An 11,985-nucleotide genomic window follows, 5' to 3' on the forward strand; every position below is an offset into this window, starting at 1 on the left:
TTCCACGTGTGCCGCTTTCAGGTGTGCCAATAACGGCTCAGGCTTCGGGGGCGACGCGGTGGCCGGATGCGGATCCGTCCTCATATCAGGGACGACCGAAAGACCAGAAACAGCTCGATCGTTTTCCTTTCGCACCGTGGGTGGGCCGGGTTTCCGGATCACCGCCGGAGTCGTCGTCCCCACGGCCCTTCTCACGATTCTGATCATTACGGGGCGGCCCGCCGCCGCCGAACCGGGCGACCCCACCGTGCGGACCACCCCGACGCAAACCGCCGCCCCCCAGCCGGGGAACGCCGCGGACGTGGTGACCCCCCACCTTTCGATCGTCCAGCTCGGCGATTCGTACGCCGCCGGGAACGGCGCGGGCGCCGGCACCTACGACACCGGTGACGGACCACGTGGATGCCACCGTTCGACAGTGAACTGGGGCGAACAATATGCCCAGTGGCTGCGCGACGAACGCGGATACGACGTCACCTATGTCAACCGGGCGTGCAGCGGCGCCACCACGAACGATCTTCTCAACCCACGCAGGATTGATCAGCACACCTACCGGACCCCACTGCGCGGCGGCGAGACCGCGAACGATCCCGCCGTCTCTGACCGCCTGTCGCGGGACTGCTCGTCCGGGTTCGGGTCGGAGGAAACCGCCGATATCGGCCCGGTCGATGTCACCTACGGCATCGCGTCCGCCGTGTGCACCCGGGTGGTCACACCGCAGCTCGACGCGGTCGGCGCGGACACCGACCTGGTCCTGCTGACGATCGGCGGCAACGACGTCCAGTTCTCCGACATCGTGCTGCGCTGCTTCGCCTTCGATGTTCCGAAGCTCTTCGGGATACCCGCCGGGGACATCGCCGAATGCGAACGGCTCACCGAGCGGGCAACGGACGAGCTCACGGAGGTCCGCAGCCGCCTGGTCACCCTGCTCACCCGCCTGCGGGAGCGGATGCCGCCCGGGGGGCGGGTGGCCCTGGTCACCTATCCGTACCTGTCCAGCCGGGAACACTACCTGCCACCAGGCGCACGGGACGCCCTGAACGGGACGGTCTTCGACCCGTCCGCCGCGGTCCGGGAACTCGGCGACCGCGGGGACGGCATGCAGATCGCCGCCGCGGACACGGTGAACCGCTCGTTGGGTTTCACCGGGCCCTCCGACCCCGACGCGCACAGCTGCTCGCTGGACGCCCTGCCGGCGGATTCGGTCGGTACGCCGGGCCGTTTCGTCACCGTGGTCGACACCGTCAAATGCCGTTTCGCCGGCCACGAACCGGACCCCGCCGTCGACCAGCGAAATCCGGACCGCTGGATACACGAGTTCCTCGACGGCTTCCTCGCCCTCGACCAGAGCCTGATCTACCATCCGAACAGCGAAGGTCATCGGCAGCTGGCCGATCTGCTCAGACCGTTCGGCGACTTCGGCGCCTCGGCCCGCTCCAGTATCAGCGGCAACGCCTACCTGGACGCCGACCGCGACGGGCGACAGGACGCGGGCGAGTCCGCCGCGCCTGACGTGGCCATCCAACTGACCGGCACAAGCCCGGACGGGACGGCCATCCTGCGGGAGACCACCACCGACGCGTCCGGAGAATGGGCGTTCGACGACCTTGTGCCAGGCGTGTACGCCGTCCAACAGGACACCTCGCGCGGCAGATCCGCCATCCGCGCGATCCTCGACCCGGACACGTTCAGCAACATCGTCCTCGACCGGGTCGGTAGCAGCGCGACCGGATACACCTTCGCCGTGCAACCGGTCGAATCCGTGCGGGCGGTCCAGACTGGGCAGGTCAGGCCGACGGAGAACACCGAGGAGGCCTACACGATAGCGCGGTCCCTACGCTCCGACCGGACGGGGGGCTCCGGCGGTGCCTTCCTTCCGCTCGCGGCGTTCGCGGCGCTGCTCGCCGTCGGCATCCCAGCAATGGTCATCTTCCGTCGCCGGCCTCCGTACGACCAGCGGGACGGGTAGCGGCCACGGAACAGGCCGGACCATCCGGCCAGGACCGATCGATCAGTCGGGGCGCGAGACGGCGCAGCAGGTCAGCCGCCTGGGACAGGCTCACCCGCTCATCCGGTTCCAGCTCGGCGAGGGTGCGCACCGCCGAGAAACCGGCGCCGGTCAGCGCCGCGGAATCCAGCAGCGAGCGTCCCGCCACCGCGACGACCGGTACGCCGGCCGCACGCGCCCGGGCCGCCACCCCGGCCGGGGCCTTCCCACGCAGTGTCTGCTCGTCGAGCGACCCCTCCCCCGTCACCACCAGATCGGCCCCGAGCAGCGCGTCGTCAATACCGACAAGATCGAGTATCAGGTCGATCCCGGGACACAGCCGGGCGCCGAGCAGCGACAGGGCGGCGAAGCCGACACCACCGGCGGCCCCCGCCCCCGGCGCCCATCGATGATCGGTCCCGGTCGCGGACATCACGATCGTCGCCCAGCGGGCCAGCACCCGTTCCAGGAAAGCGACGTCGTCCGGTGTGGCGCCCTTCTGCGGGCCGTACACGGCAGCCGCGCCGTGCGGGCCCAGCAGCGGGTTGTCGACGTCGCAGGCGACTATCAGCTCGGTGTCACGCAGCCGTGGGTCCAGCCCGGACAGATCGACGCCGTCGAGGGCGGCAAGAGCACCCCCACCCCGGTGACGCCGCCGCCCCGCGGGACTCCCGGGACGCTCTGGACTCCCGGGGCTTTCGGGGCTTTCAGGGCTTTCGGGAAGTAGGACAGCGCCCAGCGCCTCAACCAGCCCGGCACCGCCATCGGTGCTCGCGCTCCCCCCGATACCGAGCACCACCCGTCGGCAGCCGGCGCGCAGAGCGGCAGCGACCACCTGCCCGACCCCGTAGCTGGACGCCGCCAGCGGCGCGGGACGTCCGCCCGGCAACCGACGCAGGCCGCAGGCATCGGCCAGTTCGACGATCGCGGTGCCGTCGCGCTCGGCGTAGGCCGTGTCGACAAGCTCACCCGTGGGCCCCTCCGCGGTCACCGCGACCCGCCGGTATCCCGCTGACAGCGCGGCCTCGACCGTGCCGTCACCGCCGTCCGCCACCGGCAGGGACACCGTGTGCACGTCCGGGCGGGCCGCGCGCAGCCCCTCGGCCAACGCCGCGCACACCTCGGCGGCGCTCAACGATCCCTTGAACTTGTCGGGTGCCAGCACAACACGCGTCACAGCCGCCAGCCCAGCATGCCAGGACCTGCCGCGGCCAGCCCCAGCGTCCGGAAGACGCGTGACGCCGGCCAGGAAGGGGGTGTGCCGTGGAACAGGCCACCCGAGCGCGCGGAAGCATCCTGCCGTCGCCGTGGTGCCCGCACCGGCCTGGCGCGGGCACCTCCCAGCCCGGGTCTCGCCCGTATCCGATCGACAGTGCTGCCATCACGATCCGTGTTTCCCGTTACATGGGACCGTCAAATGGGAGGCCAAGGGGAAAGGTCTGCCCGGTCGCCCCGAACACGATGAAGAGCACCGCGACGATCTGGCAGTAGCGTGCCCCCCGACGCAGCGACTGTTCCTTTGCCGTCCGCGCTTCGCGGGAAAGGGCCCGAGAAACGAGATCGGCGGCATGTCGTCGCCCCCAGCATCCGATAACGAAGAACACGGCAGCGAACGCGAACTGCGCCAACATCGCGTCACTCATCGCGCCGTGCCGTCTCTGACGGGTGTCGAGCGAGACGAACGCGGTGCCGCCCATGCGGTCGAACATCTGCCGGACATGGTCTAGTACCCGATGGGCGCGCGCGTCAGCGACCCGAAGAACATCTGCTGGAACACCGCCCCGACCACGCTGACGATGACCAGATTGATCACCATGGACTTCGCCGTGTTCTTGCCGACCCCGACCGGCCCACCGCTGGCCGTGTACCCGTAGTAACAGCCGACGATGACAATCATCATTCCCATGATCGCACCCATGGCCAGCGACAACAGCACGTCCTGCCGGGTCTGGAAGGCCCAGAAGACGGAGAGATACCCACCCGCGGACACACTGTGGAACACGTGCACGTTCAGCACATACTGGACGCAGTACATGATCCCGGTGCCTATGATGAACATGAACGGCGTGACGACGATGGTTGCGAGCAGCCGGGTGCTGATGAGATACGAGTGCGAGTCGAGGCCCATGACCTCAAGCGCGTCTATCTCCTCGCTGATCCGCATCGAGCCGAGCTCGGCGACCAGCCCGCAGGCGACCTTCGCCGAGAGAATCCACCCCCACATCTCGGGGGCGACCGTGTAGTCAGCCGTCGAGGTGAACACTCCCGTATAACTGCCGGCGCCCAGCTGGCTGAGAAGATAGTGGCCTTCCAACGAGGCCTCCGCGGCCAGCATGGCCATCATGAACCAGATGATCCCAGAACTGGACAGGATCATGATCCCGGCCTGGCGTAACACCTCGGAGCCGTAGTGCCGCACACCCGGCATGCGGCGCACGGAGGTCGCCGCGAACCTGGCGATCTCACCGAGGTCGTACACCAACGACCGGTCACTGCTGTAGGAACCGAAGCCACCGCCACCGCTGCTCACCGGCTCCGGCGTGGCCTCTTTCCGCTCGTCGGTCACGGTCATCGTCGAACGCCTTTCACCGGTTCACCAACATGTCGGGGTTCAGGCCCAGCATCGTCGCGTTCGCCACGAAGTTGATCACCCATACGGCGGCGAAACACAGCACCACCGCCTCGTTGACTGCCCGTCCGACACCCTCCGACCCACCACGCACGGTGAGCCCTTTCTGCGCGCAGACGATGCCGATGAACAGGCCGGTGAGCGTGGACTTGATCAGAACACCGACCAGCTCGGGAGCGGTCAGGCTCGACAGGAAATTTGCAAAATAGCCACCGACGGACGTCGTGCCAAATACGGTCGCGGAGATCATGGCCATGATGATGCCNGGCGGTCAGGCTCGACAGGAAGCTACCGAAGTAACCACCGGTGGACGTCGTGCCGAGCACGGTCGCGGAGATCATGGCCATGATGATGCCGAGCAGACCGCCGATGATGGTGAAGGCCACCGTCATGATCGTGATAGCAAGTACCCGGGGGAGCACCAGCGTGCGCGTCGCGTCGACCCCGAGCACCTTCAGCGCGTCGAGCTCCTCCCGGATGCGCCGGGCGCCGAGGTCCGCGGTCATGGCCGTGCCCATCACCCCCGCGACGGCCATGCCGGTACAGAACGGCGAGATCTCCCGGATACTCGCCATCACGAAGTAGGTGCCTATCCGGTTGTGCCCGCCGAGCAGGCTGAGCAGGTCGTACGCGTAGTTCGCGATGAGGAAGGTGAAGCCGCCGACCGCGAGGCTGCACGGCAGCCAGCAGAAGCGCAGCATCGCGTACATCTCGTCACGGGTGCTCCCCCAGTACCCGCGTGGCTGGCGTACCGCTGTGGACACCAGCCGCCCGAGTAACTGCCCGCTCTGTCCGACGTCGACGGCTACTCGCTGAAGAAGCGGTGGCAGCCTCGTCATAACGCCCCCGGCGAGGGAGCCGGAACGTGAGCGGTGATGGCTGGGCCCGGTCGCAACCTGGTGCGTCATCTGTCTCCCTGCATCAGCTCGGCGCTGTATCACGTTCGCGGACCCACCGTGCCGTCGTCAACGGGGTTCCCGTCGCTTTCGGGCACTCACCGGAGTACGGAACCTCGCCGTACCAGATTCACCAGACGGATTGGATCTTTATTGGACCATGAACCTATTCCAGCGGGAAGCACGGTCGCGACATCCCCGGGGAGGAATTGACCTACCCGTTGGGGTGGGACAGGGGGGAGATCCACCCTACCAGGCAGGCCCGGCCCTACCGTCCCTGGATGCACCATGACACTGGATGCCCTGGCATCACCCTGACGACGCCCCCGCTATGACACACCTGTCCCGACAGCGCCGGGTGAACAGCGCGGGGACAGGTGCTGGGGCAGCTGGCGGGGCAGGTGGGCAGCGCCAAAAAATCACATCGCACAATAAATAACCATCAACAAATACACAACAATCACTATTGTTGACAAAACTACTGGATTTGTCGACGGACCGGAAGAGGGCGCCTGGATAACAGCCGGAACGCCGACTCCCAGGCGAGCGGGGAAGAACCGGCCTGTAAACACGACGGCTGGAGAACGGGAAGCGGCTCGGTACCCGCGCGGCACACCGGCGCAGGTGATTCGACGCCCGTCGGTCCCACCGCCGCTGTGTGCTGGTGCCCCGGCTCCGCGCGCACCGCCGGTAGTCACCCCATAGAAGGGCGGAACTTCTCCACGAGAGAGATTCCACTGACGCGCGGAGCGGACTACTTTCAGGATTCGCTGTCCCTGGACGGACGGCGGACTCCGGCGGAGGACGCCGCGCCGTCGGCATGACACCGGCTGAACAGATCGATGCCTACGAAAGCACGGTCACCAGCCAGGCAGGCAGGAGGGTTCATCGGTCATGGCGCTTCGACTGACCGCGCGCAAGACCGCCGACAACGGGAAGGCCGAAGGCCACGACCAGGACGCGGAGGATGACACCAGCATCCGACAGGAGCAGGACCAGGAGCGGGACCAGGCACAGGAGCAGGAGCAGCCCGGTGACCGCCCCGGGGCCGACGGGAAGCCGGCACGGCCCGCCGGCCCCACCGGCGGCGCCCGGCGCTCCCGGCGTGCCCAGCGCTCCCGCCGTGGCGACGCGGCACCCCGCTATCCCCGGGCGCGCCAGGTCACGGGATTCGTACTCGCGGGCCTGCTCGTCATCGCCGTGGCCGCGTCTGCCTGGCAGGGCCTGCGCTGGTGGGCGGAGGAGAGATCCGGCGACAACGCGAAGGCCACGTTCACGGCCGACCGCGATGCCGCGATAACCGCCGGGCAGGACAGCATGGTCATATTCAACACAGTGGACTACCGCCAGCCGGCGGAGGGCCTGGAGCGCTGGGCCAACGCCTCGACGGGAGCCCTTCAGGACAAGGTCCGGCAGGAAAACGCACAGATCACCAAAACGATCACCGACACCAGGACCGTCAGCACCGCGCGGCTCATCCAGGGCGGCCTCGTCGCGTTCGACCGTGACGCCGGCACCGCCAAGGTGATCGCGGTCATCGAGATCCGCTCGGTCCCCGAAGGACAGCCGGCCACCACCGAACGCACCCGCCTGACCGGCGACGTGACACGGACAGCCGCCGGCTGGAAGCTCAGCTCCATCCAGACGGTCCCGGCGGGGACATGACATCACCCGGTACGTCATCCGGTCACTTCACAGTTGTAAGGACGCCCCTGTGACATCCGCTCACCGTTCCCGGACCGACAGGGCCACCATGCATCCGTCCGCACCGGGGCGGCGGCGACCGTCTCACCGGCAACGGCGCGACAGCGACAGCGATGTCGACCTCACGGCCGACCCCAGCGTCGACACCACTGTTGATCACGAAGCCAGGGACGGCGCGTCGAACGCCTTGACCGCGCCCGAGGCGCCCGACGCTTCCAAGGTGCCTGAAGCGCCCGCCGCGCCCAGGACGCCCGACTTACCCGACGCTTCCGGCGCCTCCAAGGTGCCTGAGGTGCCCGAGGCTTCCGCCGACGGGGGGGAACGCGACGGGTCCGCCCTGGACGCGGCGACCGGAAAACCGGCGGATGACAGCCCCGCGGCCGCCACCGGTGAACCGCGCGTGGGGCCGCGCACCCCCGGCGGTGGCGCGCGGAGGCGATCCACCGTGCCCGCCGTTCCCGCACTCGCCCGCGTCCAGGTTCTCGTAGCTCTCGTGGCGGGTCTGGCGGCCGCGGTCACAGCGGCCATCGCGCTGGGTGTGCACGCGGACAAGGCTGGCCGTCATCCCCTGTCGACCAATGACGCCTTCGTCGACTCCGCCGCCACGACAGCCCTGATGCAGGACATCGGCAAGACCGTGGAGACGGTCTTCACGGTCAACCCGAACAGTGTCGCCGCCACCGAGCAGGCCGCCAAGGACTCCCTGACCGGAAGCGCGACCGACCAGTACGAACAGCTCTATCGACCGCTGCTGCAGCAGGCCCCGGCGCGAGGGGTCAGCGTCACCACGACCGTCCACGCCGTTGGCGTGACAGCGCTCAACGGCAACCGCGCCGACGTGCTGGTACTGGCCGACCAGGCCGCGCAGAGCTCCTCGGCGCAGCAGTCCAACTCCTCCGGCCCGGCACACCTCGGACTGGTCCTGGAGAACCAGGACGGCCGCTGGAAGATCTCGAACATCGAAATTCTGTAACCGGCCGGCGGGCGCGCGGCCACCGCATCCCCCGCGCGCCCGCAACACCGAAGCAACCCCACCCCACCCGGTGAGCTCTGGCATCCCTGTACGGTCATACCCTGTCATCAGCCTGCCCGCTGGCTGCCCGATGCCGCGGGCAGAGCCCTCGACCGGCCCTGCTGGAGCGCGGTCGCGCATACCGAGGCCAGCGTGCGCTTCTACGCGCCCCGACCGTCCCGCCCCGCGGCCGAGCCACACCGACGGTGAAAATACCGCCGACAGCGTGGCGGGGACGGCGGGCGGAACCGCCCCCGTCCGGCGGGAGATCCGCGCCTACGCTGTCCTCGACGGTGTCGGCGAACAACTCGCCGCCTTCACCGAAGGGGAGCACGCCACACCTGGCCCATGACAACGCACACCGTGGGGACGTCGCGGCAGTCCCGGAAAGCAGCGGGCTCACAGCTGGCTCTACGGGTGTTCTCCGGAGCCAAGAACGATCTTGAAACCGAACCGGCCTCTCGGTGTTGACCGACTGTGTCAGATGACTACGACCACAGGGCGGATGCGACCTCCGTGGCGGTGGGGTCTTGCGTCGCGTCTGGCGAACATCGTGGTGGACGACTTCGCGATGCGCCGCGCCGGGTGTACGGCACGACGCTTGTCGATGTCGCTACCGGCCAGCCGGTCGCCCTGAGCGGCCTGAGTGGCCTGAGTTCGCCAGGGGCGCTGCCGGTGATCGCCTGTGCGTACCGCGCTCCGGGAGCAATGGGCGCCTCGGCAGGACGCGGCGCTGGAGCGTCCTATTATTGAACCGTGGCAAAAAACGCCGTCGACGGCGTCAGGGGCGAGGGGCAGGCGGCGACCACGTCGAAGGCTGCGAGCGCGTCGAAGTCCTCGCGCACCCGCGGCCGGCTGTTGGACGCGGCCGCGGAGGTGCTCAGCCGCAAGGGCTTCAGCGGGACCCGGCTGTCGGACATCGCCGCACAGGCCCGTGTGCAGGCACCGGCGATCTACTACTACTACCCGTCGCGTGAGGACCTCATCGAGGAGGTCATGTTCGTCGGCGCGGCGGCGATGCGGACACATCTCGAGGAGGCTCTCGCCGCGCTGCCGTCCGACGCCACCCCGTCCGAGCGGATCGCCGNNNCCCCGTCCGAGCGGATCGCCGCCGCCGTGGCCGCGCACCTGCGTCACGAGCTGGAGATCTCGGCCTACTCGCACGCGATCATCCGTAACGCCAACCAGCTGCCCGAGGCCATCAGCCGGCGGGCGCTCGCGGAGGTGTCCGCCTACAACGACATCTGGCGTGAGCTCGTGGCCGCCCTGCAGGCCAGCGGCCAGCTACGCCCCGACGTCGATCCCCCGCTGGCCCGCATGCTCGTGCTCGGCGCCCTCAACTGGGCCGCCGAGTGGTGGCACCCGGACCGCGGGCCGCTCGAAACGCTGATCACCACGGCGCAGTCGATGGTGCTGCACGCGCTGCGCCCCTGACCCACGGTCCCCTCGACCATGGCCTGCCGGTAGCCGGCCGCTCAGGCCGGGGTGTCACGGTACGCTCCGCAACACCCAGCCTCGGCGACCTGCTATAGGGCCCCAACTGAGCCGGACGTCAAAGACCCGGTCCGTTCACGCGGACGCCGGTGTCGCCGCGGGGCGCCCGGCCGCGAACGTCAGGGCGTCCGCCCAGGAGGTACGCCGGCTGATCTGTATCCGATACTTCATGATCTCTCGCGCCCCGTTGACGGCGAGCGCGCCGGTGACCCGGTCGCCCTGCCGGTAGAGGGCGACAAAGCGGTGCTCGTCGACGCTGCCCCACACCACCTGGACCTCGTCGGCCTGTGGCACGCCGACGAACTGGATCCGGTGGTCGTACCAGTCCGACCAGAAGTACGGCACGCTCTCGTGCGGCTTGGCGTCGTCGGGGTTCAGCGCGTTCGTGGCGGCGAGCGTGCCCTGTTCCGCGGCGTTGGTCCAGTGCTCGACCCGCATGTGCCCGGGGAACAGCGGGTTGGGCCAGCGCGCGACGTCACCGGCCGCGTAGACGCCGGGGGCACCGGTCCACAGTGTCTCGTCGCAGAGCACACCGTTGTCGATGGTCAGGCCCGAGCCGGCCAGCCAGTCGGTCTGCGGGCTCGCCCCGATCCCCGCCACGACCAGGTCGGCTGGCAGCACCGTGCCGTCGACGAGCCGCACGGCCTCGACCCTGCCGTTCCCAAGGAGGGTGTCGACCGCGACGCCGCAGCGCAGGTCGGTGCCGTGCGCCTGGTGCAGCGCCGAGCAGGCGGCCCCCATCCGCGTGCCGACCGCCCGGACGAGGGGGGTGGGCAGCACCTCGACGATGGTCACCGGCAGCCCGCGCCGGCGCGCGCCGGAGGCGACCTCGGACCCGATGAACCCGGCACCGACGACCACGGTCCGCGCGCCCGCGTCGAGCGCGGCCCGCACCGCCAGCGCGTCGTCGAGCGTCCGTAACGTGTGCACGCCGGCGAGCTGCTCACCCCCCGGCAGCTGGCGGGCCCGCGCGCCGGTGGCGATGACGAGCGCGTCGTAGCCGATCGGACGCTCCCCCACCAGGACGGTCCGCGCCTCGGTGTCCAGCGCGCTCGCGGGCAGGCCGAGCACCAGCTCGACACCGAGCTGTTCGCGCAGGTAGGACTCGTCGCGGAACTGCACGACGGGTGGCTCCCCCGACTCCAGATACGCCTTGGACAGCGGCGGCCGGTCGTAGGGCAGATGCTCCTCCGCGCCGACCAGCGTGATCGGCCCGTCGTGGCCGTGGCGGCGCGCGGCCTCGACAGCGCGCAGCCCGGCGAGGGACGCGCCCACCACGACAAGACGCGGGCGGGAAGACGTCATGGCCCGATCACCTTTCTGTTCCGAGCTGGTCGCTTCAGGCTGTCTGAAGTCAGGCCATCATTGAATGCGGAATAAACTGCCGCGTCCGCCATGATCATCGAAGTGCAACGCGCACCTCACCGAGAAAATACGTACATACCACCATGCGAATGGCCCATACCATGGTCATCAAAAAATGGCCACGGCACGAATCGTGGCATCGACACCTCCGGACCGCCGGCTACCGAGGGATTTCATGGCGTACGCTACAACATTTCGGCCGAACAGGCCTGCGAAACCAACCAGCCGCAGCCCGGACCGTCTGGGCTGCCACCTCGTCCCCGGCCACTACAAGATCTCCCTGATCGCTGCAGGTATCGACCGTTGTCGTCATCACGGGGTGACTCCGGCTGCCCGCAGGTACCGTTCACGCAGCACCCACTTCACGAGCTTGCCGGTTTCAGTACGCGGTAACTCGTCCACGAAATCCATCCCCCGCGGAGCCTTGTATCGGGCGATCCGTTCCCGGACATAAGTGTGCAGTTCCTCGGCGAGCTCCGCACTGGGCGCCACGCCCGGCGGTAGCCGTACCACCGCGTGCACCGACTCACCCATCTCCGGGTCGGGAACACCGATCACCGCGACATCATGCACCTTCGGGTGCAGGGCGAGACAGTCCTCGATCTCCTGGGGATAGATGTTGACCCCACCGGAGATGATGGTGAACGCCCTGCGGTCGGTCAGGAACAGGCAGCCGTCGTCGTCGAGATAACCGATGTCGCCCGTGGTCGTCCAGTTCGGGTGGTCAACGTGCTGTGCGCTCAAGGTCTTCGCGGGATCCTTGTGGTATTGGAACGGCAGCGTCTCACGTTCGAAATAGACCACTCCGATTTTCCCGGCCGACAGCTCACGGCCGTCGTCGTCGCAGATCCGCGCGACGCCGAGCCCGGCCTGCCCCACCGATCCCGGCTTGCGCAGC

General features: G+C 68.7%; 11 protein-coding genes and 1 pseudogene (1 of these 12 cut by a window edge). 5 read left to right on the plus strand and 7 right to left on the minus strand.

Features of this window, described 5'->3' with window-relative positions:
• Positions 1-136: 136 nt before the first annotated feature.
• On the plus strand, positions 137-1,969 hold the full coding sequence (locus tag FrCorBMG51_RS12470; RefSeq protein ID WP_047223234.1) for an SdrD B-like domain-containing protein: 1,833 nt from the start codon (positions 137-139) through the stop codon (positions 1,967-1,969).
• On the opposite strand, the gene FrCorBMG51_RS12475 is transcribed toward FrCorBMG51_RS12470, so the two are convergent.
• From FrCorBMG51_RS12475 to FrCorBMG51_RS33135, 5 genes and pseudogenes are all read right to left on the minus strand, one after another.
• Entirely contained in the window at positions 1,926-3,164 is a 1,239-nt protein-coding gene (locus FrCorBMG51_RS12475) for a glycerate kinase (RefSeq protein ID WP_047223235.1), read from the minus strand. The genes FrCorBMG51_RS12470 and FrCorBMG51_RS12475 overlap by 44 nt on opposite strands.
• A 223-nt stretch (positions 3,165-3,387) precedes the next feature.
• Positions 3,388-3,696 carry a hypothetical protein gene (locus FrCorBMG51_RS12480; protein WP_047223236.1) on the minus strand — a complete coding sequence of 103 codons (309 nt, stop codon included), beginning with the start codon at positions 3,694-3,696 and terminating at the stop codon, positions 3,388-3,390.
• A 14-nt stretch (positions 3,697-3,710) separates the two neighbouring features.
• Positions 3,711-4,559 carry an ABC transporter permease gene (locus FrCorBMG51_RS12485; protein WP_047223237.1) on the minus strand — a complete coding sequence of 283 codons (849 nt, stop codon included), beginning with the start codon at positions 4,557-4,559 and terminating at the stop codon, positions 3,711-3,713.
• Positions 4,560-4,572: 13 nt separating this feature from the next.
• Positions 4,573-4,866: an ABC transporter permease gene (locus FrCorBMG51_RS28225; RefSeq protein WP_235433529.1), complete on the minus strand. Its 294-nt coding sequence runs from the start codon at positions 4,864-4,866 to the stop codon at positions 4,573-4,575.
• 76 nt (positions 4,867-4,942) lie between these two features.
• Positions 4,943-5,524, minus strand: a pseudogene (locus tag FrCorBMG51_RS33135) (MlaE family ABC transporter permease); the annotation flags it as partial.
• Between the two features lie 882 nt (positions 5,525-6,406).
• On the opposite strand from FrCorBMG51_RS33135, the gene FrCorBMG51_RS12495 reads away from it, so the two are divergent.
• The 4 genes from FrCorBMG51_RS12495 (at position 6,407) to FrCorBMG51_RS12505 (ending at position 9,662) form a co-directional block, all read left to right on the plus strand.
• Positions 6,407-7,177: a hypothetical protein gene (locus tag FrCorBMG51_RS12495; protein ID WP_047223238.1), complete on the plus strand. Its 771-nt coding sequence runs from the start codon at positions 6,407-6,409 to the stop codon at positions 7,175-7,177.
• Positions 7,178-7,508: 331 nt separating this feature from the next.
• Complete coding sequence (locus FrCorBMG51_RS25195; RefSeq protein WP_139342246.1) at positions 7,509-8,189, plus strand: hypothetical protein; 681 nt, start codon at positions 7,509-7,511, stop codon at positions 8,187-8,189.
• A gap of 265 nt (positions 8,190-8,454) precedes the next feature.
• Complete coding sequence (locus tag FrCorBMG51_RS32535) at positions 8,455-8,580, plus strand: hypothetical protein (protein ID WP_268760559.1); 126 nt, start codon at positions 8,455-8,457, stop codon at positions 8,578-8,580.
• A 404-nt stretch (positions 8,581-8,984) separates the two neighbouring features.
• The gene (locus tag FrCorBMG51_RS12505) at positions 8,985-9,662 is read left to right on the plus strand and encodes a TetR/AcrR family transcriptional regulator (protein ID WP_052914623.1); all 678 of its coding nucleotides are present in this window, start codon (positions 8,985-8,987) and stop codon (positions 9,660-9,662) included.
• Between the two features lie 135 nt (positions 9,663-9,797).
• Here FrCorBMG51_RS12505 and FrCorBMG51_RS12510 read toward each other — a convergent pair whose 3' ends face one another.
• Both FrCorBMG51_RS12510 and FrCorBMG51_RS12515 read right to left on the minus strand, forming a co-directional pair.
• Positions 9,798-11,027, minus strand: a complete 1,230-nt coding sequence (locus FrCorBMG51_RS12510; protein ID WP_047223239.1) for an NAD(P)/FAD-dependent oxidoreductase — start codon at positions 11,025-11,027, stop codon at positions 9,798-9,800.
• A 372-nt stretch (positions 11,028-11,399) separates the two neighbouring features.
• Positions 11,400-11,985, minus strand: the 3' portion of a protein-coding gene (locus tag FrCorBMG51_RS12515) for an acyl-CoA synthetase (RefSeq protein ID WP_047223240.1). Its footprint extends 989 nt past the window's final position; only the last 586 of its 1,575 coding nucleotides appear in the window; its start codon lies beyond the right edge, outside the window; it ends in the stop codon at positions 11,400-11,402.

This window comes from Protofrankia coriariae (assembly GCF_001017755.1).
Lineage (GTDB): Bacteria > Actinomycetota > Actinomycetes > Frankiales > Frankiaceae > Protofrankia > Protofrankia coriariae.

What these genes read in the sequence shown, in the direction of transcription:
- FrCorBMG51_RS28225 (WP_235433529.1), bottom strand. Translation starts at nt 4,866, where the DNA reads ATGATCTCCGCGACCGTATTTGGCACGACGTCCGTCGGTGGCTATTTT.
- FrCorBMG51_RS12480 (WP_047223236.1), bottom strand. Translation starts at nt 3,696, where the DNA reads ATGTTCGACCGCATGGGCGGCACCGCGTTCGTCTCGCTCGACACCCGT.
- FrCorBMG51_RS12495 (WP_047223238.1), top strand. Translation starts at nt 6,407, where the DNA reads ATGGCGCTTCGACTGACCGCGCGCAAGACCGCCGACAACGGGAAGGCC.
- FrCorBMG51_RS12510 (WP_047223239.1), bottom strand. Translation starts at nt 11,027, where the DNA reads ATGACGTCTTCCCGCCCGCGTCTTGTCGTGGTGGGCGCGTCCCTCGCC.
- FrCorBMG51_RS12485 (WP_047223237.1), bottom strand. Translation starts at nt 4,559, where the DNA reads ATGACCGTGACCGACGAGCGGAAAGAGGCCACGCCGGAGCCGGTGAGC.